This window comes from Proteinivorax tanatarense (assembly GCF_040267685.1).
Lineage (GTDB): Bacteria > Bacillota > Proteinivoracia > Proteinivoracales > Proteinivoracaceae > Proteinivorax > Proteinivorax tanatarense.
In genome coordinates this window covers 1,207,093-1,232,803 of the sequence record NZ_CP158367.1, presented here as the reverse complement: position 1 = coordinate 1,232,803, position 25,711 = coordinate 1,207,093, and the positions used below count along the sequence as shown (strand labels likewise).

General features: G+C 34.4%; 24 protein-coding genes, 6 tRNA genes and 1 other RNA gene. 8 read left to right on the top strand and 23 right to left on the bottom strand.

Features of this window, described 5'->3' with window-relative positions:
- Nucleotides 1-29: 29 nt before the first annotated feature.
- From PRVXT_RS06080 to PRVXT_RS06065, 4 genes are all read left to right on the top strand, one after another.
- A tRNA-Pro gene (locus PRVXT_RS06080) sits at nucleotides 30-106 on the top strand.
- 4 nt (nucleotides 107-110) lie between these two features.
- Nucleotides 111-186: transfer RNA gene (locus tag PRVXT_RS06075), tRNA-Asp, on the top strand.
- An 8-nt stretch (nucleotides 187-194) separates the two neighbouring features.
- A tRNA-Thr gene (locus PRVXT_RS06070) sits at nucleotides 195-270 on the top strand.
- Nucleotides 271-351: 81 nt separating this feature from the next.
- The gene (locus PRVXT_RS06065; RefSeq protein ID WP_350344769.1) at nucleotides 352-597 is read left to right on the top strand and encodes a DUF896 domain-containing protein; all 246 of its coding nucleotides are present in this window, start codon (nucleotides 352-354) and stop codon (nucleotides 595-597) included.
- A gap of 63 nt (nucleotides 598-660) precedes the next feature.
- Here the strand turns inward: PRVXT_RS06065 and PRVXT_RS06060 are convergent, their stop codons facing one another.
- The 3 genes from PRVXT_RS06060 to PRVXT_RS06050 form a co-directional block, all read right to left on the bottom strand.
- Nucleotides 661-996, bottom strand: coding sequence for a hypothetical protein (locus tag PRVXT_RS06060; protein ID WP_350344768.1), 336 nt, complete (start codon nucleotides 994-996; stop codon nucleotides 661-663).
- 167 nt (nucleotides 997-1,163) lie between these two features.
- On the bottom strand, nucleotides 1,164-2,156 hold the full coding sequence (locus PRVXT_RS06055) for a permease (protein WP_350344767.1): 993 nt from the start codon (nucleotides 2,154-2,156) through the stop codon (nucleotides 1,164-1,166).
- Between the two features lie 101 nt (nucleotides 2,157-2,257).
- The gene (locus tag PRVXT_RS06050) at nucleotides 2,258-3,658 is read right to left on the bottom strand and encodes an MATE family efflux transporter (RefSeq protein ID WP_350344766.1); all 1,401 of its coding nucleotides are present in this window, start codon (nucleotides 3,656-3,658) and stop codon (nucleotides 2,258-2,260) included.
- A 280-nt stretch (nucleotides 3,659-3,938) separates the two neighbouring features.
- Here PRVXT_RS06050 and PRVXT_RS06045 point away from each other — a divergent pair, with 280 nt between their 5' ends.
- Together PRVXT_RS06045 and rnpB are read left to right on the top strand one after the other, a co-directional pair.
- Nucleotides 3,939-4,445, top strand: a complete 507-nt coding sequence (locus PRVXT_RS06045; RefSeq protein WP_350344765.1) for a ferritin — start codon at nucleotides 3,939-3,941, stop codon at nucleotides 4,443-4,445.
- 78 nt (nucleotides 4,446-4,523) lie between these two features.
- Nucleotides 4,524-4,874: RNase P RNA component class A (gene rnpB, locus PRVXT_RS06040), an RNA gene on the top strand.
- Between the two features lie 172 nt (nucleotides 4,875-5,046).
- On the opposite strand, the gene PRVXT_RS06035 is transcribed toward rnpB, so the two are convergent.
- The 9 genes from PRVXT_RS06035 to PRVXT_RS05995 all read right to left on the bottom strand — a co-directional run bounded on the left by PRVXT_RS06035 (nucleotide 5,047) and on the right by PRVXT_RS05995 (nucleotide 11,085).
- Entirely contained in the window at nucleotides 5,047-5,565 is a 519-nt protein-coding gene (locus PRVXT_RS06035) for a hypothetical protein (protein ID WP_350344764.1), read from the bottom strand.
- A 38-nt stretch (nucleotides 5,566-5,603) separates the two neighbouring features.
- The gene (locus tag PRVXT_RS06030; RefSeq protein ID WP_350344763.1) at nucleotides 5,604-6,287 is read right to left on the bottom strand and encodes a zinc ribbon domain-containing protein; all 684 of its coding nucleotides are present in this window, start codon (nucleotides 6,285-6,287) and stop codon (nucleotides 5,604-5,606) included.
- A 52-nt stretch (nucleotides 6,288-6,339) separates the two neighbouring features.
- Nucleotides 6,340-7,449, bottom strand: coding sequence for a Nif3-like dinuclear metal center hexameric protein (locus PRVXT_RS06025; protein WP_350344762.1), 1,110 nt, complete (start codon nucleotides 7,447-7,449; stop codon nucleotides 6,340-6,342).
- Complete coding sequence (locus PRVXT_RS06020) at nucleotides 7,440-8,135, bottom strand: tRNA (adenine(22)-N(1))-methyltransferase (protein ID WP_350344761.1); 696 nt, start codon at nucleotides 8,133-8,135, stop codon at nucleotides 7,440-7,442. Before PRVXT_RS06020 ends, PRVXT_RS06025 begins: the two co-directional genes overlap by 10 nt.
- A 97-nt stretch (nucleotides 8,136-8,232) precedes the next feature.
- A tRNA-Glu gene (locus tag PRVXT_RS06015) sits at nucleotides 8,233-8,307 on the bottom strand.
- Between the two features lie 9 nt (nucleotides 8,308-8,316).
- Nucleotides 8,317-8,393, bottom strand: a tRNA-Ile gene (locus tag PRVXT_RS06010).
- A 3-nt stretch (nucleotides 8,394-8,396) separates the two neighbouring features.
- A tRNA-Asn gene (locus PRVXT_RS06005) sits at nucleotides 8,397-8,471 on the bottom strand.
- 140 nt (nucleotides 8,472-8,611) lie between these two features.
- Nucleotides 8,612-9,733: an RNA polymerase sigma factor RpoD gene (gene rpoD / locus PRVXT_RS06000; RefSeq protein ID WP_350344760.1), complete on the bottom strand. Its 1,122-nt coding sequence runs from the start codon at nucleotides 9,731-9,733 to the stop codon at nucleotides 8,612-8,614.
- Between the two features lie 344 nt (nucleotides 9,734-10,077).
- A complete protein-coding gene (locus PRVXT_RS05995; RefSeq protein ID WP_350344759.1) occupies nucleotides 10,078-11,085 on the bottom strand; it encodes a deoxyguanosinetriphosphate triphosphohydrolase in 1,008 nt (335 codons plus the stop codon).
- A gap of 133 nt (nucleotides 11,086-11,218) precedes the next feature.
- Between PRVXT_RS05995 and PRVXT_RS05990 the strand changes: the two genes are divergently transcribed.
- Complete coding sequence (locus PRVXT_RS05990) at nucleotides 11,219-12,424, top strand: D-alanyl-D-alanine carboxypeptidase family protein (RefSeq protein ID WP_350344758.1); 1,206 nt, start codon at nucleotides 11,219-11,221, stop codon at nucleotides 12,422-12,424.
- A gap of 92 nt (nucleotides 12,425-12,516) precedes the next feature.
- On the opposite strand, the gene ppdK is transcribed toward PRVXT_RS05990, so the two are convergent.
- From ppdK to PRVXT_RS05970, 4 genes are all read right to left on the bottom strand, one after another.
- A complete protein-coding gene (gene ppdK / locus PRVXT_RS05985; protein WP_350344757.1) occupies nucleotides 12,517-15,156 on the bottom strand; it encodes a pyruvate, phosphate dikinase in 2,640 nt (879 codons plus the stop codon).
- A complete protein-coding gene (locus tag PRVXT_RS05980) occupies nucleotides 15,143-15,964 on the bottom strand; it encodes a pyruvate, water dikinase regulatory protein (RefSeq protein WP_350344756.1) in 822 nt (273 codons plus the stop codon). The genes ppdK and PRVXT_RS05980 overlap by 14 nt, the downstream gene beginning before the upstream one ends.
- A gap of 11 nt (nucleotides 15,965-15,975) precedes the next feature.
- Nucleotides 15,976-16,599 (bottom strand): helix-turn-helix transcriptional regulator, encoded by a 624-nt coding sequence (locus PRVXT_RS05975; RefSeq protein WP_350344755.1) that lies wholly within the window; start codon nucleotides 16,597-16,599, stop codon nucleotides 15,976-15,978.
- 104 nt (nucleotides 16,600-16,703) lie between these two features.
- Nucleotides 16,704-17,411: a pseudouridine synthase gene (locus tag PRVXT_RS05970; RefSeq protein ID WP_350344754.1), complete on the bottom strand. Its 708-nt coding sequence runs from the start codon at nucleotides 17,409-17,411 to the stop codon at nucleotides 16,704-16,706.
- A gap of 99 nt (nucleotides 17,412-17,510) precedes the next feature.
- Here PRVXT_RS05970 and PRVXT_RS05965 point away from each other — a divergent pair, with 99 nt between their 5' ends.
- Nucleotides 17,511-17,942, top strand: a complete 432-nt coding sequence (locus PRVXT_RS05965) for a hypothetical protein (protein ID WP_350344753.1) — start codon at nucleotides 17,511-17,513, stop codon at nucleotides 17,940-17,942.
- 89 nt (nucleotides 17,943-18,031) lie between these two features.
- Here the strand turns inward: PRVXT_RS05965 and PRVXT_RS05960 are convergent, their stop codons facing one another.
- From PRVXT_RS05960 to PRVXT_RS05930, 7 genes are all read right to left on the bottom strand, one after another.
- Nucleotides 18,032-19,324 (bottom strand): FAD-dependent oxidoreductase, encoded by a 1,293-nt coding sequence (locus PRVXT_RS05960; protein WP_350344752.1) that lies wholly within the window; start codon nucleotides 19,322-19,324, stop codon nucleotides 18,032-18,034.
- A gap of 54 nt (nucleotides 19,325-19,378) precedes the next feature.
- Nucleotides 19,379-19,909, bottom strand: coding sequence for a spore maturation protein (locus tag PRVXT_RS05955; RefSeq protein ID WP_350344751.1), 531 nt, complete (start codon nucleotides 19,907-19,909; stop codon nucleotides 19,379-19,381).
- 2 nt (nucleotides 19,910-19,911) lie between these two features.
- Nucleotides 19,912-20,496, bottom strand: coding sequence for a nucleoside recognition domain-containing protein (locus PRVXT_RS05950; protein WP_350344750.1), 585 nt, complete (start codon nucleotides 20,494-20,496; stop codon nucleotides 19,912-19,914).
- Nucleotides 20,466-21,638 carry a D-alanyl-D-alanine carboxypeptidase family protein gene (locus PRVXT_RS05945; protein WP_350344749.1) on the bottom strand — a complete coding sequence of 391 codons (1,173 nt, stop codon included), beginning with the start codon at nucleotides 21,636-21,638 and terminating at the stop codon, nucleotides 20,466-20,468. The genes PRVXT_RS05950 and PRVXT_RS05945 overlap by 31 nt, the downstream gene beginning before the upstream one ends.
- Nucleotides 21,639-21,841: 203 nt before the next feature.
- Nucleotides 21,842-22,903, bottom strand: coding sequence for a nitrilase-related carbon-nitrogen hydrolase (locus tag PRVXT_RS05940; RefSeq protein WP_350344748.1), 1,062 nt, complete (start codon nucleotides 22,901-22,903; stop codon nucleotides 21,842-21,844).
- Nucleotides 22,900-23,721, bottom strand: coding sequence for a carbon-nitrogen hydrolase family protein (locus PRVXT_RS05935; RefSeq protein WP_350344747.1), 822 nt, complete (start codon nucleotides 23,719-23,721; stop codon nucleotides 22,900-22,902). The genes PRVXT_RS05940 and PRVXT_RS05935 overlap by 4 nt, the downstream gene beginning before the upstream one ends.
- The gene (locus tag PRVXT_RS05930) at nucleotides 23,690-25,513 is read right to left on the bottom strand and encodes a glycoside hydrolase family 125 protein (protein ID WP_350344746.1); all 1,824 of its coding nucleotides are present in this window, start codon (nucleotides 25,511-25,513) and stop codon (nucleotides 23,690-23,692) included. Before PRVXT_RS05930 ends, PRVXT_RS05935 begins: the two co-directional genes overlap by 32 nt.
- Between the last annotated feature and the right edge of the window lie 198 nt (nucleotides 25,514-25,711).

Genomic DNA, 25,711 nt, shown 5'->3' with positions numbered 1-25,711 from the left:
TATTATCGTAAAATAATACTTGTGGTTAACGGGGCGTAGCGCAGTTTGGTAGCGCATCTGGTTTGGGACCAGAGGGTCGGGGGTTCAAATCCCTCCGCCCCGACCATTTTGGAGCTGTGGTGTAGTGGTTAACATGCCTGCCTGTCACGCAGGAGATCGCGGGTTCGACTCCCGTCAGCTCCGCCACTTAATATGCCGACGTAGCTCAATTGGCAGAGCAGCTCACTTGTAATGAGCAGGTTGCGGGTTCGAGTCCCATCGTCGGCTCCACTGAGTATTAACCGTCCAAAAGGACGGTTTTTTTGATTTTTGAGTCTTTGAAGGATATAATAGGTAAGAGGAGGTTGTTCAATGTTATCAAGAGAAAAAATTTTAAGAATTAACCAGTTAGCGAAAAAAAAGAAAACTGATGGTCTTACAGCAAAAGAGGCAAAAGAACAACAAAAGTTACGAGCTGAGTACATAGCTGCTGTGAAAGGTAGAGTTAATGATACCATAAAGAACACCAAATTCGTTGATGAGAATGGCAACGAAGTTAAAGTAAGTAAACGTAAAAAAAATAACCATGGATGCGGATGCGGGTGTACCCATCACTAAAACTAAAGGGCAGTTTAATAACAGGAAAATTCCTGCTATTAAACTGCCCTTTTTATAACTTTTTTAATCTTTTTTAGAGTTTACTATTTTTAAAGGAATGTTATTTTGCTTTGCTTTAATAATTATTCTAATCAATGAAATTACTTGCATCGTTACTACTAGGCCCATCAATATTATCCCAACATAGTACCTGTCCATAAACACATAAAACAATGCAGCTAAAGGCAATAATGTACTATTAAACCGTTGAAATTTCAAAACCGATGTGGTTATTTCTTTTGCTAACCCCTTTTGGTGTTCATCACAGTTTACATCAATTATTTTTTGCATAAATACAGTCAAAATGTTGATCATAAAACTAACTGCAACCAATATTAAAACTAACCATAGCATTTCCATAAAATAAAACTCCCTTTACTTTAATGTCTTTTTTCTATAACTATAAATTATTATTCTACTTTAAAAAGGTTATTTCCTTCTTTTTACTATCTTTACTAACCCGAATAAAAGAATAAAATGCAACTGCCCTTCCCCGCATCCGTTGTACATATAACAGTTCTCTTTATTCAATGTTTATGTCCAACTTTCATAAGAGCCCTTATTAGGATAAAGATTAAAGCATAACCCCATATCTTACTTCCATGCTCTGTATGTGCTATTACGTTCAATTGTTGTACACTCTCTAATCTCAAATCCCAAAACCACGCACCTAATATTGAAACTATTGAAAGAATTGACACATATAAAATAACACTTAGTTTTCCAAAGGCTCTATGTAGTAAAAAAAGTTGGCTTAAATTTGTTGCCGGGCCCATTATTAGTAAAATAATACCAATACCCGGTAATGCCCCTTGCCCCAATAAACTTGCAACAAATGGTATGCTACCTACATTGCAAATAAAAATAGATGAACCAAGCGCTGCCGAGACAGGATAGGCTATTGATTTACTATCTCCTAATAATGATGATACAAGGTTATCGGGTACTGTAGCCATTATTAAACCAGCCATTAGCAGACCATAAACAAAAGCTGGTGCTAAGTCTACAGCTAATTCATCAAAAGCCCACTTTACCCCTTCTTTTATGCTGCCTTTATGAGAGTGCCCACAGCGGCCACATCTTTCTTGTCTTTTACCTCCAATTATAGTGACATCAACTGCTAAATTAGAAACTAAACCTAAACAAATTGCTGCCATCGCAACTGTGCTGATATAGGCTAAGGTCATATATGCACCAAAACTAGAAAATGCAAGTCCTAAAGCAGCTGGGTTAATTGCAGGTCCTAACACACATAAAGTAAGAACAGGACCAATTTTAACGCCTCTTTTATATAATACAACACCTATAGGTATTATCCCACAACTACATACTGGCAATAAAAAACCCATAAATGCAGCTAATAAAATAGGTTTTACCCCGCTTCCTCCCAGTAGGGCTTGTAATGTATTCTCTGGTAACAGAACATATATAAAACCTGCTATAATCAATCCCAGTATAAACCAAAACCCCGTCGCCATCATTAATTGCCACATTCCTAGTAACCCATTAAATATGAACATACTCTATCCTTTCATAAACATAATTTAATATTTATAAAAAGGATATTAAAAAATATCAAGAGATATTCAAAAAACTGCCTTAAAGGTTGCAGTTTTGAAGTTTATTCAGCTACCTTCAGCTGTAAATCCTCTGTATAGTCATCTTCTTCATCAACTATTTTTTCCTTCCAATGACCTAAAAGGTATAATCCAAATGCGATAATACAAATAATAAAGTTGCTACCTACCATTGCATACCAAACGGCTCTCTCACCTAAGCTAGGAAATGTTCTTAAAAACAAAATCAAGGGAATCCTAAGAGCCCACAGCCTTCCTGTAGTTATCATCATAGCTGTAACAGTATGACCCGACCCTTGAAAAACACCCACAAAAGATTGGAAAATGCCCATCAGTGGAATAGTCAATGTTATAAGCCGTAAGTAGAATATACCTTGTTCAAGAACCACTTCATCAGAAGTAAAAATACCAACAACTTGAGGAGCTAAAAGAAAAAGTATAATTCCTCCTACTGTTAAAATAGCCACAGATAATTTAATACTTTCTTTAACAGCCTGAGATGCTCTGTCTATTTGATTAGCACCTAGATTTTGTCCCACTACTGCAGCTAATGCTTGACCAATGCCCATAGCTGGCATTAAAATCAATGAATTAATTTTATTTCCTATTCCAAATGCTGCTATGGTGCTAGCTCCAAAACTAAGAACAAAAATATTCAAAATCATAAACCCAAATCCTTCTATAGAATGTCCTACCGCCGACGGCAAGCCAACTTTTACAATTTTTTGCAAAACTTTTTTATTAAACTTAAGATCTGAAAACTGTAGTCTTAGGCCATTGTCAGTAAAAAACAAAAGATATAACCCTGCTACACTGTTTAATGCCCTTGATACTACTGTAGCCCAAGCTGCACCTGCAACACCCATATCAAAAGTAAACATAAAAATGGGATCTAAAATAATGTTGAGCATAACAGACCCTCCTGCTAAAACCATAGGAGTAACAGTATCACCTTGCCCCTGCTTTATTGACTGGAAGGCAAAAAAGACAAACATGGTTGGCATTCCAGCAAAAATTATACTAACAAAGTTCCAACCCAGTTCTAAAACTGCACCTTCTGCTCCCATTAACACCAAAATTTGTCGGCCAAAAACAACTCCAAATATCGCTAACACTAACGAAAATAAAAAAGAAAATGAAACTAACTGTCCAGCTACCTTTTTTGCCTCTTTTTCTTTACCTAGACCAATAAACTGAGAAATAATGCTTGTTCCAGCAATATTCATCCCAATTCCAAAAGCCATTGCAACAAAAATCATAGGCCACACAAAGTTAATAGCTGCTACAGCATTGTCTCCATCCACTAACCTACTAACCCAGTACATATCCACCACTTGATATATAGTTTGTATGGCGTTTCCTAATATAATTGGAAGTGCTAAGCTTGACAACACCTTTTTTATATCACCATTTAAAATCTTATCACGATTCTTGTTTTTATCCATTCTATCCCTCCTATATCCCCAATTTGTTAGGAGATTGAAAACTCTACAACACCTGGTATAACCTTGTTTATTGATTATTTATAAGAATCACCGTAAATTACCTAAAACGTCATTCTCCAATTATCTACCCTGTTATATATTATAGCATAATTTTGTTTTTTAAAGTGATAATTTTTGTAAACTAGTATTTTTATTCCCTAATTATTTGCTCTGGATTAATTTGACTTTTTAATTCAGTCTCTATATAATAGTAATTAATACTACTAAAGGAGGTTGCAAAATGTTATCTGATAAACTGCAAAAAGAGTTTAACGAGCAAATTAAACATGAGTTCTTCTCAGCTCATTATTATCTTGCTATGGCAGCATACTGCGAAAGTGAAGATCTTGATGGGTTTGCACACTTTTTTAAAATTCAAGCTGAGGAAGAGCGCTTCCATGCTATGAAGTTTTATGATTTCATTAACGAGTTAGGTGGCACTATAAAAATTACCGGCTTTGACAACCCAAAAACCAACTTTAACTCCTTAGAAGAAGTCTTTCAAGATGCTCTTGAGCACGAGCGATTTGTCACTAAGCTAATACATAAGTTAATGGATATCGCCAATGAAGAAAAGCACTATCCATCCATTAGCTTTTTACAATGGTTTGTTGACGAACAAGTAGAGGAAGAAGCTTCGATGGATTCTCTGCTTTCAAAAGTAAAGAGAATTGGTGAAAATAGCCACGGAATTTATATGCTAGATGAAGAACTGGCCAAAAGAACTTTTACGCCACCAGCAGAGTAACAAGAATAATTTACCAGACTATATATATTGACATCGTTCAGCTTGGATGATAATATTAATATTCCAAGCTGATTTGTTTGAGTAGATGGGATAGTTGCGGATACTTTAGTATCTGAGGAAAGTCCGAGCTCCGTAGGGCATAGTGCTGGATAACGTCCAGTGAGGGTGACCTCAAGGATAGTGCCACAGAAATAAACCGCCAGCTATGCTGGTAAGGGTGGAAAGGTGCGGTAAGAGCGCACCAGCAACTAGGCGACTAGTTGGCTAGGTAAACCCCACTAGGAGCAAGACCAAGTAGGAGGATATATGCAATTGCCCGTTGCGTCCTCGGGTATGGTCGCTGGAGGTGTTAGGCAACTAACATCCAAGATAGATGACTATCACTTTCACAAGAAAGTACAGAACTCGGCTTATAAATCTACTCGAACTTAATAAGATATACAAGATAGTAATCCAGTTAAATGGATTACTATCTTTTTTTAGTTATCGGAAACCTAGACTATACACCCTGCCCCCATGGAAAAGAAAAAATCCTTCTTGATTGATATTTTATTATAGTAAAAGACACTTCACTAAAATGAAGTGCCTTTTACTTAAACTTTTAGTTTATCTGTGGCATTTTATTATAACCAGCCATTTTTGATATAAATCCAGGTAAAACTCCCTCTAAGCTTCTGTTATATTCTTTTACCATGGAATTATACCCATCTATAAATTGTTTATATTCTTCATCATTTTCTTTAAACTCATCTAGTAAATTTTGATTATTTAGCTTGCTAAAATTTTCTTCCCTAAATTCATCCATAGTATCTTCTAGCTGTTGCAGCATATTAAAATATGTTGCATCATATTTATCATGTTCACCTATTGCATTTATCATGTTTTTTATAGATCTGTTTGCACTATGGTCAATACCCGGTGTTACATCATTTAACAAATCTACATATAACTCATGCCGTCTGATTACTATCTGATGATGTTCGTTTGCATACTCTGATAACTCCTCTCTATAACCAATCAAATCATTATAAGTTAGAATTAGCAGAAATCCCACAATCACCATCATAAAAAACCCCAAAATCGGTAATAATGACAACTTCTTTTTTTTCTGTTTTAGCATCCCCTTTTCCCCTCTTCCTTTTTATTTCTTTGAATTAATTAACTTCGATGTGAACCATCAAAAATCCTGCTACAATTTACACAAGTCACTAAGTTTTCATTTCCTATATAGGAAGGTTGTTCCATCCCACAAACACTACAATAGCCATTATTTAAAGCAACTATCACCGGAAGGCTTAACTTTGACTTTAAAAGATCATACTGTGCCAAAATTTCCTGTTTCATTTGCTCTCTAATAACCTTTATTTCATCGTCATTGTCTTGCAATTTTACTGTAAGTGCTTTTAAGTTTTCTGCAAAAAAATCTTTCTGCTTTTTATAGTTTATTGTTTTTGACTCAATGCTACTTTTGAGAAAATTTACTTCTTTCTCTAGCACCTCCATTTTTTCCATTATTGATAACTCTTTATCTTCCGCTTTAAAAATCTGCTCTTTTATTATATTAGCTTTATCATAAACTGATTCTATTTCTTTAGGATTTACATTCTCTTCATACTTCTGCTCTACAGTTTTAAGCTCCTCATTTAACTGGCCGCTTTCGTGCGACATCTTCTTTAGGTCTTTATTCAAGCTCTCTAACCTTAGTAATAATTTGTCTAATTCTTCAGTAGCGGTAGTATCTATATTTAAGTTTTTAGCCTCCCTTTCCAACATTTGTATTTCCTTTAAAAGATTAACATGTTTTATCTCTAAACTTTGTAATAAATTCAATTTTTCTAACATTACATCACCTCTTTTTTTAATATAAAAAAGATAGGCTCATTAGAGACTATCTTTAAATATAACTATAAGGACAACTATTGGTAATAGCTAAGCATTTCACTTTTCCTACTAAAACTTCATTTAACCTTTCCACTAAGTGATCTATAACAACTACTTCTGTATGATAATGACCAGCATCAATGACAGATACGCCTAGTTCATCTGCTAGTTGCCCTTGATGATAATCAACATCAGATGTAATAATGGCTTGACACTTTAATTTTTTGGCTTGTTTGATAAGTGACCCACCACTCCCACCTAAAATAGCTATTTTTGATATCTTCTTATTTTTAGCGCCATAGACCTTAACAGCATCACAATTTAACTCTTTTTTTACTTTTTCAGCTAATTCCATTACAGTTGTTTGGTTATCCAGTTTTGAAATTCTTCCCAAACCATAATTATCAGGATTATTTTTTAGAGGAAAAACATCATAAGCAACTTCTTCATACGAATGAGCTTTTTTCATTTCAGAAAGAACCCCTCCTAATTTGTTGGAAGGAACTATAGACTCAACTTTAACTTCTGAAACCTTTTCTAACTGATTTTTATCACCTATAAAGGGGTTAGAACCTTGCAACGGTTTAAAAGTTCCTTCACCTAAAGTTGTAAAAGTACAATGACTGTAATTCCCTATTTGTCCTGCTCCTTGTGTTGCCATAGAGTTCAACACTTTTTCTTTAAATTCGCTAGGAACAAATACAACAACTTTATAATGTTTAGATACTTCAATAGAATCTAAAACTCCTGTTACTTTTAAACCTAATTTCTTTGCCAAGCTATCATTAACTCCTCCCCAAGCTACATCAAGGTTAGTATGAGCACTGTAAATAGCAATCCCGTTTTGAATTGCTTTTATTATTATTCTCCCTTCCTTTGACTGGGAATTTACAGCGTTAATACCACCAAAAATCACTGGATGATGACTTATAATTAGCTGACATTGATTGTTTATAGCTTCATCTACTATTTCCTCTGTTACGTCCAATGTCACTAATAGCTTTTCCACATTCTGGTTATAATCTCCAACTAACAAGCCATTGTTATCTTTTGAGAAATATGCTAATCTTTTCGGTGCTATATTTTCAATTTCTTTGACAACTTCTGCTAAAACTACAGCCATCTTAATACCTCCTCTAGTAAATCTTTTTCCCGTCTAAGTGTTCTGTTTTTGTCTCGTTTGAGAGTTTCACACTCTATTTTTTGAATTTGAGAAAATACTTCTATATTTTTATTTCGCCTTTTAACTATGTATTCCTTTAATAATGGATGTTTTTTTTTCAAAAGTACAGGCCCAAACTGTGTTTCAATTTCACTTAATTTTGGTGCATTAGACTGATGTTGTGCCTCTATAACAGTATAGTACCTGTTAACTTCCTTAGCAATTTCTTCGTTTGTAATTTTATAACTTTTTTCATCTAGCCATTTTCTAACTAATGAAATATCAGTCATTGGCTGTAGTATATAGCGGCACTTTGTTAAATGACAGGGGATATTCTCCAAAATATTAACTATAGTCTCTCCCCCCATACCCGCTATTACAATAACGTCTATAAAATCATTTTCTTTGAGAGGTGCCAACCCATTGCCTAGCCTTATGGACACTTTTTCATTTAAGTTATTTTTTTTTACAGTTTCTTCAGCAGCTTGTAGAGGGCCCTCATTTATGTCAGAAGCTATAGCATTATTAGTTTTTCCTTTTTTTAACAGATAAATAGGAATATAACAATGATCTGTTCCTATGTCAGCTAAAATTTTACATTCACCAACGAGGTTGGCCACCGCTTTTAGTCTTGATGTTATTTTCAAAATCTATCATCCCCTTCTTACTAATATATCACAAATATCTAATATTACTTTAAAGATATAAAAAAAAGCACACTATTTAGTGTGCTTTGTGTCGAAGTGGTGACCCCTAGGGGACTCGAACCCCTGTTACCGCCGTGAAAGGGCGGTGTCTTAACCACTTGACCAAGGGGCCAGATAATAATGGTGGGCCCACCTGGACTCGAACCAGGGACCAACCGGTTATGAGCCGGTTGCTCTGACCAACTGAGCTATGGGCCCTAATGGCTCCTCAGGTAGGATTTGAACCTACAGCCTACCGGTTAACAGCCGGTTGCTCCACCATTGAGCTACTGAGGAACGTGTTTCAGCAACAATATAAATTATAAATGTTTTTAGTTGATAAGTCAACAGTTTTTTTGTTTTTTTTATAAACTTTTTTAACTCTACACCTTAATGATATTAACCAAAATAAAAAGAGTAAGATTAAAGGATTATTCTTACTCTAAGTAATCCTTTAATCTTTTACTACGACTCGGGTGCCTTAGTTTCCTTAATGCTTTTGCTTCTATTTGCCTTATTCTTTCTCGAGTTACGCCAAAAACTTGGCCTACTTCTTCAAGGGTCCTGGGCTTTCCATCGTCAATTCCAAACCTTAATCTCAGTACACTTTCTTCTCGATCAGTAAGAGTATCTAACACATCTTCAAGCTGACCTTTTAGAAGTTCAAAGGCAGCTACATCAGCAGGAGCCTTTGCATCTTGGTCTTCGATAAAGTCACCTAAGTGGCTATCATCCTCTTCTCCAATTGGTGTTTCTAAAGAAACAGGCTCTTGAGCAATTTTTAGTATTTCCCTCACTCTTTCTGGTTCTAATCCCATTTCTTCACCGATTTCTTCTGGTGTAGGATCTTTCCCCTTGTCCTGAACTAACTGTCTAGAGACTCGAATTAATTTGTTGATAGTTTCAACCATGTGAACAGGTATGCGTATAGTTCTAGCTTGATCAGCAATAGCCCTAGTTATTGCTTGTCTTATCCACCATGTAGCATAGGTACTAAATTTATATCCTTTACGATAGTCAAATTTTTCTACCGCTTTTATAAGACCTAAATTTCCTTCTTGAATAAGATCTAAAAATAGCATACCTCTACCTACATAGCGCTTAGCTATACTAACAACTAACCTGAGGTTAGCTTCAACAAGCAATCTCTTAGCTTCTTCATCATTTTGTTCCATCCTCTTTGCCAGCTCAATTTCCTCTTTACCTGATAAGAGTGGAACCCTTCCAATTTCCTTTAGATACATACGTACAGGGTCACTTACGCTGATTCCTTCAGGGAGCGACACATCTAAATCCATTTCTTCTGCCTCTTTTTCAGTTTCTGTACCTTTTTCGGCAGCTTGCATGGCCAACTCAGAAATGTCATCTTCGTCTACATCGTCAACTATTTCTATCCCCATCGCTATAATTTTTTCATAGTATTCGTCAATTTGCTCAGAGGTCAAATCAAATCCTTGAAGATAATCCATAATATCCTTATAGGTTAGAATACCTCTCTTTTTCCCTCGTTCCAGTAACTCCTGTTTAATTTGTGAAAGGTTTGCATCTTTTTTTGTCAATTATCTCCCCCCCTTTCGGAGTTGGTATTAAAAAATAAAATATACTATACGGTGACAAATGGTCATTATTCGACATAGTAACAAAAATACCTTCTTTTTTTAAAAAATTTATTTTAAGATTTTATCACACACACACATTATAAACCCTGATATAATGGGTATGGGAAACCTTAGAAGCATTTTTATATATAATAGTCGTAACGATTCACGATAAGGATTTGTCGATTATTATATTCGCTTTTTGACATATCTTTTCCTGCATTTTAATATATATTTTTTTATTTCGTTTGTAAAAATATTTGTCTGTTTTATTATTGACGGAATCTTAAAATTTATTCCAAAGATTACAAGTTAACTGACCATCCACTGGGAATAAAATGTTGCTTATAAACAGTCACTATATATCGGTCAGTCATCCCAGCAATATAATCACATACTTTACGTTCCATGTTATCGGTGTCAAAAAGATTTTTATGGATTTTGCTCTCCATTTTTTGTGGATTTTGCAAAAATAAATGATATAATTGAGTTATCATGTTTTTTGCTTTGTGTTCTTGAGTTTTGGCTGGTGAATTTAAATAAACTTTATTAAATAAAAATTCTCTCAACTCATTCATCGATTTTTTGATTTCTAGTGTTTGTTGAATTTCTACTTGGTCTCTGCTGCAGATAATTATATCTTTAACTAGGGTATCTATCCGTGAACTTTTGCTATAACCTAATATCTTTATCGGTCTAAAAGGCAAATCACTTTCATTTATAATTTTTGCTGTTATTGCATCTTCAATATCATGATTAATATAGGCAATTCTATCAGCTATCTTTACTAGTTGCCCCTCTAAAGTAAAAGGCACTTTCTCTCCAGTATGATTTTTGATTCCATCCAAAACCTCTTTAGTGAGATTTAACCCTTTCTCTCCTTCTAGCTTACTGACTACACGTATGCTTTGGATGTTATGTTTAAATCCAAAAGGAGTTACACTATTTAAAGCTTGCTCACCAGCATGGCCAAATGGGGTATGACCTAGATCATGTCCTAAAGCTATTGCTTCTGCCAAATCCTCATTAAGATCTAAGGCTTTAGCCATTGTCCTAGCAATTTGAGCAACTTCAAGTGTGTGAGTTAATCTAGTTCTAAAGTGATCACTTTCTGGAGAAATAAAAACTTGTGTTTTATGTTTTAAACGTCTAAAAGCTTTAGAATGTAATATTCTGTCTCTGTCTACTTGAAAACAAGTTCTTATATCACAAGGTATATCATCACTACCCCGCCCTTGAGAATTTATACTAAGACAGGCAAATTTGCTTAGTGTCGACTTTTCTTTATCTTCTAGCTTCTGTCTTATTTTCATCTTTTTCACCTCAAATCATACTTATTATATTCCACATTTTTTTATTTTTTCCTGTTTAAAATCTGTTATAAATTTATTATGCTAGTTTATCTAATATATTATATTATTTAAAATTTAGAAAGGAGATAAGCTTGTGTTCAAATCAAAATCTATAATAATTGTTATTTTATCTATTCTTTTATTTCTTCCTACAACCATAGCCAATGCTGATCAAAGATACCCTTTTGAAATAAAAGCAAACCACATATTGATAATGGATTATGAAACCGGTCATGTTCTATACGAAAAAAATGCAAGGGAAGCAGTTGCTCCTGCCAGCTTAACAAAAATTATGACAATGTATGTAATCTTTGATGCATTAGAAAATGGTGAAATTTCCTTAGAGGATAAGGTAACCATAAGTAAAGAAGCTACAACTCTAGTGCCAGGTGCATCTAGAATTTGGGCAGTTCCAGGCAGCGAAGTTTCTGTAGAAGAACTTCTAATTGCCATTTCTGTTTTATCTGCTAACGATGCCGGCATTGCAATAGCAGAAGAAATTTCTGGGAGCGAAAAGATGTTTGTTCAAAGAATGAACAAAACAGCAGAAGAAATTGGATTAGAGCACACTAATTTTAAAAACTCCCACGGCCTTGACCAAGATAATCATACAATGAGTGCCTACGATGTTGCAAAACTTTCACAAATACTAATAAGTGACTTTCCGCAAGCCCTAGAATACTCTAGTATCACCTCATATACCATGAGTGACTCTTCCACATCATTTGTTTCCACTTTTAAAAATTTGTTAGTTAACCATCAAAACATTGATGGGCTTAAGACAGGGTACACTGGAAATGCAGGACGTTGTATATCAGTTACGTCAACTATTAATCACCGTCGCTATATTATTGTTTTGATGGATGTGGAAGGAAATACACATCGAGAAACAATATCAAATCGTGACAGTTTAGTGGAGGAAATAATGTATGATTATATCGCTTCTGAATTCGAATCTAGGAAAGTCCTCAATGCTAAAGAAGAAGTTAAAAGCATTACCATATCTTCAGCAAAAAGAGGCAAGTATGCCGTAGGGTCTATAAATGATTTAGAGGTGGTTACGCCTAGAGAGCACACTTTTTTATCACCGCATATTAATATAGACAAAAGTATATCTGCTCCTCTTGAAAAAGGAGATGTTGTGGGTAGTATAAAGTATAAGGTTAATGGACAAGTTGCTTTAGAAAGCCCCTTACACGCCCTAGAAGATGTTCCTAGAGCTAACTTTATTGCTAGGGGGTTCTGGGGAATAATTGATTCTATAAGTAATAGCTTTAGTTGGATTATTAACTTATTTTAACTTGGGGATAAAGCAGTGGAGTTGGTTTCCTTCCTCTGAGTGTTAATTAACTTAACAATAAAATGCTGGCCTAGATGGCCAGCATTTTATTGTTATTTTTTTTGCAAAACAAAACTTTGTGCAGCCGCTAACCTAGCAATAGGAACTCTAAATGGTGAGCAACTTACATAGTTTAAACCTACCTTTTGACAAAACTCAATGGATTTAGGATCTCCTCCATGTTCACCACAAATTCCCACTTTAAGATCTTTTTTGACATTTCTTCCTTTTGAAACTCCTAAATCTATTAAAACTCCCACACCCTTTTCGTCAATGGACACAAATGGGTTTTCAGGTAATATTTTTTTATCTATATATGCAGGTAAAAATTTACCTTCTGCATCATCTCTGCTATAGCCAAAAGTTGTTTGAGTCAAATCATTTGTTCCAAATGAGAAAAAGTCCGCATGTTCAGCAATTTCATCTGCAGTAACACAAGCCCTTGGCAACTCTATCATTGTACCAATTTTATACTCTATCCCCAAATCGCTGTAAGAATCAGCTACCTTTAGCACAATATCTTTTACCAATTTTAGTTCCCTTGCCTCACCTACTAGAGGAATCATGATTTCTGGTACCACTTCTATTTTTTCTTTGTGCAACTCTTTTAATGCGGAAAATATAGCTTCAACTTGCATCTCATAAATTTCTGGATGAACTATAGCCAATCGACAACCACGATGTCCTAGCATTGGATTGGACTCGTGTAAACTCTTTATCCGTTTTAACGTTTGTTCCTTTTCTTTTATTTTATAGATAGGTGAGCCTTCTTCTTTCATTTTAGTAATTTCCTTACTTAATTCTTCAGCATTAGGTAAAAACTCATGCAACGGAGGATCTAATAATCTAATTGTCACTGGAAGTCCTGCCATTGCCTTAAAAATACCATAAAAATCTTCTTTCTGAAATGGTAATAGTTTGTCTAAAGCCTCTTGTTGTTTTTTCTTACTATCTGATAATATCATTTCTTGTACAATAGGTAGTCTGTCTTGAGCCATAAACATATGCTCTGTTCTACAAAGTCCAATTCCTTGGGCTCCATATTCTCTTGCTTTTTTTGCATCCTTGGGAGTATCAGCATTAGTTCTTATGTTTAATTGTCTTATATCATCTGCCCAACCTAAAAAAGTCATTAACTCTTTACTTAATTCAGGGTCTATTAGGTCTACTGTGCCACTAATAACATTACCTGTAGCTCCATCAATAGTGAAAACTTCTTTTTCTTTAAATACTTTATCCCCTATTTTTACAGTTTTATCTATCAAATCAATGTTCAAAGCTTCACATCCACAAACGCATGGTTTCCCCATACCTCTAGCAACTACAGCTGCATGGCTGGTCATGCCTCCCCTTTGCGTTAAAATTCCTTCTGCTGCTACGATTCCATGAATATCATCTGGTGTTGTTTCAGGTCTAATAAGGATTACTTTTTCGCCTTTTTCTGTTAACTTATCAGCCTCATCTGCGCTAAATACTAACGCCCCTGTTGCTGCTCCTGGCGAAGCTGGAAGTCCTGTTGCGATATGATCAACATGACTTCCTTCATCAATCTGACGATGTAATAATTTATCAAGTTGCGAAGCGTCAACCCTTAATAGTGCTTCTTCTTTTGTCAATATTTTATCATTTACCATCTCTACAGCTATTCTAACAGCTGCCGCTGCAGTCCTTTTAGCATTTCTAGTTTGAAGCATAAAAAGTCTGCCCTGTTCTATTGTAAATTCAATATCTTGAACATCCCTATAATGTTCTTCCAACTTATAACTAATATCGTTTAATTCCTTGTAAACTTCAGGCATAACTTGCTTTAGTTGAGATATGGGTTTTGGAGTCCTTATGCCAGCAACCACATCTTCGCCTTGGGCATTTAGTAGAAATTCTCCATAAAGTTTGTTTTCACCTGTTGAAGGATTTCTAGTAAATAATACTCCTGTGCCACTGGTGTCACCCATATTCCCATATACCATCGCCTGAACATTAACTGCAGTTCCATAGTGACCTGGAATTTTATTTATTTGTCGATAGAGTTTAGCTCGTTGATTATTCCATGATGCAAAAACAGCCTCAACCGCTTTTAGTAGCTGCTCCTCAGGATTCTGTGGAAAATCTTCGCCAGTTTCTTTTTTAATTATTTGCTTATAGTCTTCAGATAACTCCTTTAAACTTTCAGCATCAAGCTTAGTATCTTCAGACACTCCGGCATTTTGTTTTAAAATTTCTAACTTTCTCTCAAATCTGTAATGAGGTACACCTAAAACTACATCCCCATACATTTGAATAAAGCGTCTATAACAATCAAATGCGAACCTTTTATTTTTTGTCTCCATCGCCACAGCTTCTACAGTTTTATCATTTAATCCTAAGTTTAAGATAGTATCCATCATTCCTGGCATAGAAACAGGAGCTCCTGACCTAACTGAAACTAAAAGAGGATTTTCATCTCCGCCTAGTTTTTTACCAAGAGATTTTTCTACCTTAGCGAGTTCATCCCTTATATCTTGTATTAAAGTTTCAGTTAAGGTTTGGCCTTCTTCAAAATACTTATTACAAGCTTTTGTACTTACTGTAAATCCAGGAGGAACAGGTAGCCCTAAATTAGTCATGTCAGACAAATTTGCTCCCTTTCCTCCTAAAGTTTCTCTCATTTCTCTATTGCCATCATTAAAAGAGTACACTAGTTTAGTCATTATCATTTTCCTCCCTTATAATTTCTAATAACTTGCTAGCTGTTTCTTCTACCGCCTTGTTGGTTACTTCTAAAACAGGACAATTTAAACCTTTCATTATCTCTTCTGCGTAATCCAATTCTGACAAAATTCTTTCCATTGAAGCATAGGAACTATGATCACCAAGTCCTAATGCCAGTAATCTTTCCCTACGTATTTCATTCAGCTGCGATGGTGAAATTGTAAGTCCTATAATTTTTTTAGGATTTATTTCATATAATTCCCTAGGTGGTTTTATTTCAGGAACTAGCGGAACGTTGGCAGCCTTTATTTGTTTATGAGCTAAATACATACTAAGGGGTGTTTTAGAAGTTCTAGATACCCCTAATAATACAACATCTGCTCTTAAAATTCCTCTTGGATCTTTACCATCATCATATTTTACAGCAAACTCGATGGCTTCTATTCGTTTAAAGTATTGCTCATCTAGTTTTCTATATACACCAGGCTCTAATTTGGGCTTTACTGATGTTATTTTTGAGAATTGTTCCATAACGGGACCCAAAATATCTACATATGGTAGTTGAAACTGTTTGCACATTCTCTCACTAAACTCTCTGAGGTCAGGGCAAACAAAAGTATATGCAACCATAGCATTCTCCTTGATTGCTTCTTTAATAACTTCTTCAACCCCTACTTTATCGCTTATATAAGGGTATCTATTTATTGAAGTGGTCCCAGAGTTAAATTGACTAGCAGCCGCTTTAATCACTTGCTCAGCGGTTTCACCTAAAGAGTCCGACATAACATAAACCGTTCCATTTTTATTAGTCATACTTTTCCCTCCTAATTCCCATTCACAAATTCCATAAGTAACCTAGATACATTGGTTTTAGTAAATCTACCTATTACTTCTAGTTTATTACCTTCATGCATATTCACAATAGGTAAAGAATCTACTTCGTAGGTAAGTATTTTAGTTAAGGCCTCATATATACTCTCATTACTATCTACATAAATAATATGAGAAAGCCGAGTCATCACCATTTCCACAGGAATTGTATCTAAGTCTTTATTTCCTATAGCAGCTTTTAGTAAATCTTTTCTGGATATTACTCCCGATAAAAAAGCATCCTTTACAACATATATTGTACCAACATCCTCTAAAAATAAAGTTACTATAGCCTCATATACTGATTTTCCCTCTGCGATAACAATTGGTAATGACCCTACATCTTTTACTGGGGACTCTTTTAAAAATTTTAAAATCCCCTCATTTGTTTTAGTGCCAACATAAAAGTAACCAACCCGAGGCCTAGCATCAAGTATTTTTGACATAGTCAAAACTGAAAGGTCTGGCCTCAAAGTTGCACGGGTTAAACCCAGTTTTTTTGCAATTTCTTCTCCCGTTATCGGTTGATTTTCTTTAACAATCTCAACAATTCTTTTTTGCCTCGCATTAAGCTCCATTATTTATATATCACCACCTCAAAATAAGCTTTATGTAATTATATCTAATATGTTATACTATTTTTCTTTTTTTGTCTATATGTTTCACACTAATTATGTGGAAACTATATAAGATTGTAAAGTTTAGTTACTTCTTCTGCTTTTAATTCTCTATAGCCACCTCTTTTTACCCCTTCTAAAGTTAAAAAGCCATACTTTATTCTTTCTAACTTTAAAACCTTGTAGCCAAGGCTATTTATCATCCTGCGAACTTGCCTGTTTTTCCCTTCGTGAATAGTTAGCTCTATTTCACAACCTGATTTGCCTTCTTTTAACCTTTTTGCCATTGCGGGGGCAGTAATCCCATCCTCTAAATTAATACCATTTTTTAATTTTTTAATCTCCTCATCTTTAATATTTTTATCGATTAAAACTTTATACGTTTTTTTTACAGTAAACTTTGGATGGGTTAGTTTATAGGTCAATTGACCATCATTAGTTATCAATAATAATCCGCTAGTCATTATATCTAACCTGCCTACAGGAAAAACCCGCTGTTTTATTGGAATCAAATCTAAAACAGTTTTTCTATCTTGAGGATCATCTACAGTGGTTACATAGCCCACTGGTTTATTCAATAAATAATATTCTAACTTCGGTTTTTTCATTATTGGGCGGCCATCTACTTCTATTTTATCATTAGAAGTCACTTTGACTCCCATTTCTGTAACTTTAATACCGTTAACTTTGACTCTACCTTCTTTAATGATATCTTCGCATTTTCTTCGTGATGCGATACCATAGTTGGCCATTATTTTTTGTAATCTTTCCATTTTAATCCCCCTAACAAAATTCAGTAACAATTTTATATATTTATAATAAATTATAGTAAAAACAATTAAGTTTTTAATTCTTTGAGGAGGTTGTATATAGTGGGATATAAAATTAACCTTGTTTGTAAAAAGAAAAAATGGGCAAACCTAGGTAGCTTTATCGAAGGTCAAATCTTATGTAATGGGCATCCACTGAAAAAAACCTTCTCTTCTTTAGATTTTCATATTCCCACTTGGATAACTCCTCAACAAATAATCTTAACTATTGGAACCTGCAAAATAATCCAAATCCCTGAAGGCGCTATAAATCAAAAAAATACTAAATCAGCTGATATATCAATTCCACCCACTAATGATGTTACACTTTTTATCAAAACTAACCTATTTTTAAATCAAGCTAATTTACAAGACAACTTAGTAATAGAGGTTAACAAAGAGAGGTTTTCTTTGGCTAACGCTAAAAATCTTATACCTATCGCTTCCCAAAATCCTGGTCGATATTTTATAGATCTATCTAACATTTTAAGTTAACTTTACTCTTTATTAAAGACAAAGTTTATATTTTATTAAAAAGCCCAGCCAAACAACGTGTATATCACGATGTAATAGCTGGGCTTTGACTATGTCATCATAATTTTATGATTAAAAACATTATCTAATTTTTCTTTTTTAACCCTTTGTACTATCTTATCTTTTTCTGTAGTGTAAAGATTTTTCTCCTGCAAGTTCTCAAATAAAGAAGACCCAGAAAAAGTACACTTTTTACCTTCGGACTTTCCTTCATTTAAAGTGTAAGATATGCCCTCGCCTACTGCTAATGATGTTGGAAAAGTCAATAGTTTTTCTTTTTCAGATAACTTTACTCCATTAAATCCTGCTAGTGTCCCTGTTACTATAGCCTCTGTATGACCAACAAAAGGGCCTGCTTTTTCACCGGCACAAAATAAGTTCTCCACTCCTTTTGCTAACATTGTGGGTTCAATTTCAGCAATTTGTGAAAGCCTTATAGAGTTTCCTACTCCACCTGCTAATGGGTCAGCATAACGAGCACTCTCAAATCCTGGCACCATTCTCAAAACAGATAAAGGATAGTAAGGTGACATCATTTTTGCATGTCCACAATTTATCAGAACTATATTTTCCTGATACTCCTTTCTAGCATATTGTTGACAAGCTTTCATCGAAAGAACATTTTCTTTTTGAAGCTCAGGTGTAACAGGAATGATGCAAAGCCCTGCTTGTTCTAATTTTTCCTGTATATCAACAGCGAGGGATTCTTTTACTATTTTACAAGAGCCACTAAAAGCTCCATTAGTCCCATCTTCCCGCTGTGTAAAATATTCAGACACTCCAGCTTTTTCACTAATTGAAATTCTCCCCCCAAAGGTAGGACACCGATAAATACACATTACACAACCATTGCCCAAAGTTTTACAATTATTCATCGGTCCAGCTGTTCCAGTGGCATCAACATACGTATCACCATTTATTTCTGTACCATCGTCCAGTGAAACTGAAATAATTTTGTTTCCCCGTTTTGTTACTGCTTTACCTCTCATATTAAAAATGGTTTTAATCCCCATCTTATGTAGCAAGCTACGAACCTTTCCTTCTACAACAGAAACATTATAAAAAGATGCGTGTTTATGTCCAAAAAATTCGATATCAGTATGCAGAGAATTTAAGTCACAGACCTCAAAAAGTTCTGTAGCACCCATAGCAATCATTTCCTCCGTCGCGGTAAATCGCCCATTGTTTCTCATTATACCACCTACTAGGCCTGTTCCAAGTAACATATCTGTCCTCTCTAACAGTTTAACTTCCGCACCTAATTTTCTTGCACTAATTGCTGCTGCACAACCTGCCCATCCTCCTCCAATAACCACAACCTTACTCATTAATAGTCCTCCCATCAAAGATATTATATAAATATCTTTTCCTAAAACAAAAATTATATTTCCGAGGAATTAGCTTAAAAAAATACTACAAATAAATACAGCAGCCAAAAACCCTGCTATATCTGCTATTAAACCTACAGACATAGAATACCTTACTCTTCTGATACCAACAGAGCCAAAATAAACAGTTAATATGTAAAAAGTAGTGTCTGTACTTCCCTGTATAGTTGAAGCCATATAACCAAGCATAGAATCAGGACCATAAGTCTGTAGAGTTTCCGTTGTCATTGCCAAAGCACCACTCCCAGAGATAGGTCTCATAAAAGCTAACGGTAGTATTTCGCCTGGTATTCCCGCTAAACTAAGTACAGGTTCTAATATACCTATTATTATTTCAAAAGCACCAGACTCTTTAAACACACCTATTGCAACTAACATGGCAACTAAAAACGGTATCAATTTTACAGCTGTTTCAAAACCTTCCTTAGCTCCTTCAACAAATGTATCAAACACATCCACTTTTTTATAGTAAGAATAGGATACAACAAACAAAACCATCATAGGCACTGCCCACTGGGATACACTAGAAACAAGACTCATTTTTATCTCCCCCGATAAATTTTTCTACAAATTTTATCTACAGTTATTGCAACTACCGTAGAACAAAATGTTGCCATTATTGTTGTCGCTACAGTTGCCGTTGGATTTGTAGAACCAGTTGCAACTCTAAGGGCAATAACTGTTGTCGGAATTAACGTAAGACTAGAAGTGTTTAGCGCTAAAAAAGTACACATAGCATCAGATGCTGTGTTTTTGTCATTATTTAACGATTGTAACTGTTCCATAGCTTTTAGTCCTAAAGGAGTTGCTGCACTACCCATTCCCAGCATATTGGCACTCATATTCATTAATATAGAAGACATAGCTGGATGTTCTGCCGGTACGTCAGGAAATAGAAATTTAGCTATGGGTCGCATAACCTTGACAATAATACTAAGTAATCCAGATTTTTCAATTAGTTTCATGATACCTAACCAAAAAGTCAAAATTGATACCAAACCAAATGCTACGGTAACTCCTTTATCAGCCGAATCTAATAATGCTGCTGTCATGTCACCAATCTCTCCTCTAATTCCAGCTACTAATATACCAGTTACTATAAAGAAAAACCATATTTTATTAACCACTGATAAATCCCCCTTAAAGTCTCACCCCGCCAAGCAAAAAACCTTCTATACCACGGCTTGGACTCTTTAGCAATTTCTTTATGAGCTACCAAGTCTAAAGTGCATATATACTCTCCATCTTTATAAATATGTTTTTCTCCAATTTTATCCCCTTTATAAACAGGAGCAGTAACTTTGTCATTTAACTCAACATCACTTGTTATTACCGGCTCTGTGTTTTTGGAGGCAGATACCACTATATCTTTAGATGCTCTGGCTGCAACAAAAGGCTCAACCCCTTTTTTAACCTCAACTAATCCTAAGGATACCCCTTCTTCTATTACTTGTACCCCTTTATATTCTGCGTAGGCCCAGTTCATCATTGTCTCTAAATCATTGAACCAATTAGGAGCATAAAGAAGCACACCAACCAAATCATGGGCTCCCTCACTAGATGCCCCTGTAAGACATCTGCCTGCTTCAGTTGTCCAACCAGTTTTAGCAGCAGTTGCCTTATCATAGTTTAGTAAAAAACGATTATTGGAATGAAATGCTCTTACCTTACCTTCCAATGTGGTGCTACGGTAAAATGTAGTTGATGCAATCTCCCTAAAAAAAGGATTATCCATTGCATAGGCAGTTATCAATGCTAAGTCATGAGCCGTTGTGTAGTGATTTTTTGCATTTAACCCATGAGGATTGGCAAATGATGTATCGAATGCTCCTATCTCTTCTGCTTTTTCATTCATTAATTTAACAAAATGTTTTTCACTGCCAGCAGTAGCTATCGCTAATGCAACTGCTGAGTCATTCCCCGACCTTATCATTAACCCATACAATAAATCCTTAATTGGTATTATTTCTCCTTCTTCAAGATAAATAGAACTACCAATAACTCCACTAGCTTCATCTGGAACTTTATAATAACCATTTATATCTTCGATTAACTCTAAAGCAACTATAGCAGTCATTACCTTTGTGGTGCTAGCCATTAGCAGTTCTTCACTACAGTTTCTACTAGCTAGTACTTGGTTAGTACTTTGGTTAATCAATATGTAACTCTTTGCATCAAAATCAAAGATATCTAAGTCATCTTCACCATAGATTACTCCATTCGGTATTGCTATTATAAAAATCAATAAAAAAATTGTTGCTTTTTTCATACTACTCCCTTCTCTCTTGCTTTTTTATCAAATATATTAAAAAGAATAGCAATATATGAAAGCTGTTAATAATTTTACTGCTTTTATTTTGTCAAAAAAAAAAAAACGTCAATTACAATAAGATAATCGACGTCATTTTTGACTATTTGCATCTTCTTTTATTATAGTTAGAATGTTTCCCAAAATATTGCCTGTTATATTTTTCAAAGGTAAGTATTTTTAATATATTCCTTCTCAAAACAATGGTTTTTGTCACCAAAATACTCGTCATTTTCCCTAGCCTCATATAAATTTGATAGTACAAGTTCCGATGTCACTACATAATTCCCTTCATAATTGGGAGCAAGTGCGATCACACCATCCTTTTTAGCCGTTATTGATAGGGGAGCAAAAATACCAGCTTTCCCTGTAAAGTGAACCCCGAAAATCCATCCGTTTAAAGAAGACTTAAGTCCGTAAACATAACTTTCTTGTACCCTAGGCCAAACCCCTCTTAACGCTCTCCACATACTATACTCTTCCATATTAGCTATGGGTACAATAACAAAGTCTGCCTCATATTCTTTGGCAATTTGAAAAGTTTCATAATATGTAGCATCCATACATATAGGGAAAGCTAATTTGCCCCATGGCAAATTATGAATATTAAGCTGATTGGCTCTTGTTATACCTATTTGTTCTTCAAACTCTGTTAGGTGTATTTTATCTTGATTTCCTATAAGGTTTCCTTTGTTATCAAATAGGGATCCTGTGTTGTATAAAACCCCCCCTCTATTCTCTATAAATGTACCTGTATAAATATAAATACCATAGTGATTTGCAAGTTGAGAGTAAATTTTCCTAATAGCTTTACTTATAGGTTTTGCTGTAACAGCTAAAATGTTTTTTAAATAATTACGTCCTTTAAACTCTGCAGTCCCATTTTTATCAGTTAAATCAGAAGAAGTATTTTTTTTATTTATGTAATTATTGATCTTTTTAGTTCCAGGAATTAAACCAAATAAATCAAAAAAATTATATTCAGGAAACACAACCAGATCGCTACCTTCTTTTACCGCTATTTTCACAAACGAATTAGCCATATCCAAATAATCCTTAATATCTTTTACAAGAATAACTTCCCTTTGTATACAGGATACCTTTAGGTTGGTTTGGTCTGAAATTCTAATTTCGTCTAAGGCAGGTAATTTATCATAATATTGATCTATTAGGTTTGTATTAAGTTTTTTTTCAAGTAGGTATCTGAGAACTCTTGCACTTGTCATTTTATACCTCCGTTAAACATTTTCATTTTACAATAAAATTCAGTGTTTAAATGATTCAAAACATTGAAATTAGAAATCGCTTTTAACCTATCTTTATGTACTAACTCTGCCGTCAATAGCTGGGGGGTGCTATTTGATTTACACAAATATCCCCTTTCTTCAGCAGTCATCAAAAGAGGTGCATGTATACTAGAACTAGACCAAAAACTATTTCCCTTAACATTTCCATTAAACCCACATTCTATTGCAAAAAATAAATTTTGTTGTACTTTTTGATGAACCCCACTTATTTGTAATGCTTCATTATAATTTCCAACTAAACCTATAGGCGATAATACTAAATCACATCCCATTTTAGCCAACGCCCTACCAACTTGAGGATAAAAGTTATCAGTGGATATCATAATTCCTATATTAAACTTCCCCAGTTGACAAGTGTTAAGTTTTATTCCTCTGCTTAGACCTATCCTTTGTTCCCATTTAGCTAGATATATCTGTCTTTGGTTCACAATCAATTTGCCATTTTTTATTATAGAGGTAGAGTGATAACATTCATTATTAGTTTTCTCCCAATAAGAACCCGGACATATAGCAACTTTGAACTCTTTAGAAAACTTATATACCATATCTAAGTATTCACTAAATTTTTCCATTGTTATTTGTGCATATAAACACCCTAAAAAGCCAGGGAAAACAATAAGTTGCACTTTTTGCTGCTGCGCTTTATTAAGCTCCTTTTCCATAGCAGTAAATAGGCTTCGTTCATCAGTTATTTTTTTATACACATCACTGGTCCAGTGAACTGCTGCTACTTTCACTCAACCCCTCCTTAATTAGTGCATAGTAAAGTGCAAAGGCTAAATATCCTGAACCAGTTGCAAATCCGACACCTGTTTTACCTTCACCAGTATTTTTATCATAGCTTTCTGATAGCAGACCGTTGTCCATTCTTGCATGTTTTAGCCACCGGAGCGCCTCTTTTCTTTTTATAGGATTTAAAATGCTTCCGCATAACCCAAGTCCTGACGGAGTATTAGGATGATGATCACATGCCAGCTCCTGTATTTTAGCATCCTCAAAAAAATATTTATATTTTGTCGAATAATAATAGTTAATTGTATTAACAAAAGCTTTATCATCTTTATCAACGTAGTTATAGTAACATAATAAACCTAGATTTCCAGGCGGGTCATTATAAAGTCGAAAATTCCCCTTTCCGTCTGCTGACCATAGAAACATTTTCTTTCCTTTTACTTTTTTTAATAAGTGTCTTTTTATTCCTAACTCAATACCTTCAATTCTTCTAGAGATGAATTCCCCTTTTTCATACTCACCTTTAAATTCTAATAGTTTTTTATAATTAAGCAATCCCCGATGTAAAATCACATTGTTTATAGTTACAAAAGGGTATTCTGCAGGATCATCTGATGGAAGTAAAAACGTGCTATAAAGTCTTGTTTCTTCATCATACCTTTTTTCGATGGAATTCCATACCTTTAAAAATGCTCTCATGATTTCATCATCTATATAGTTGTACTCTAGTTCCCCTAGTAAAATAAAATAACTGGCTGCCTCATCTAATTCAAATCCAGGATATAGCACGGTACCATCAATATAGTGAGCATGATCTCCGGGATTTTTACTATGCATTATAATCATCTCTCGTGAAAGTTCCCTATGAAGTTCATAATCAATTAGTTTAATAGCTGGAAAAGACCACAGAAAGCTATCTCTTTCCCAAAAAGCACCAGACACATAATACCTAGGACTTCTTGATGTTAATGCGATGTATTGGTCTGTATCCATATCTTTGCCTATTGCATAAAAATAATTAAAAAATAAATTTTCATTCATTACTTTTTCTAACTGTTTATCTGGTGAATAACTAATAATTTTTTCTTTTAACCAACTTATTAACTGGTTATATATATTATGATAACCCTTTCTCTTTAAGTGAATTAAAGTAGTAGATGCACCATCAGGATCACTATTTACTGTAACATAGATGGCATTTTTTCTGTTACACTTAACTTTTAATTCTGCAAGCTTTAAAACTTTGTCATACTTATATGTAAAATCCTTTTCTCCACCAAAACCCATAGCTAAGGAAATTTTTTCACTTGACAAATTAACTACAGGGTTTGAAAGCCATTTGTCTTTCATAAACTCGATATCTGTTTTTACCGGATGAGAGTTGAATCGTAAAAGATTTAATTGGCTTACGTTAAATTCAAGTACTACTTCTATATTTTCATTACTTTCAAATTGAAACACAAAGCCTTTCTCGCATAAATCAGCATAAAGTTTAAGCACTACCTTAATATTAAATTCCAAGTGAAATATGAGTCTAGGCGAATAAAAAAGTTCTTTTTCTCCTTCTATTTTTTCAATTTTCAGACCTTTATCCCCTTTATAAAATTTAGGATAAAATAAATCCTTTCTACCTTCCACTTCAACTAGAGCTTTATTTGTGCTTGATAAGAGATTTATACTCTTTACCCCTCCACTTTTACAGTCTATAATGGGTATAGCAATATAATGATTACCAGTATACAACACCTTTGGATTCTCACTTATCTCTTTTGGCTTTGTTATAATTTTATTAGCCATTATTTTATAACACCTCTTTTTATTTTACATTTTTGAAAGTTCTTTCTACCTCTATTATATTATAATGCACAAAAAGAAAACTCTAATTAAACTTAATTTGCATAACAAAAAATTCTATAAAGTACATCTAGTAGGTACGTGCTATCAATTTGTTTAATAAAACCCATATATTATGGAATATAATAACACTTGCCACTT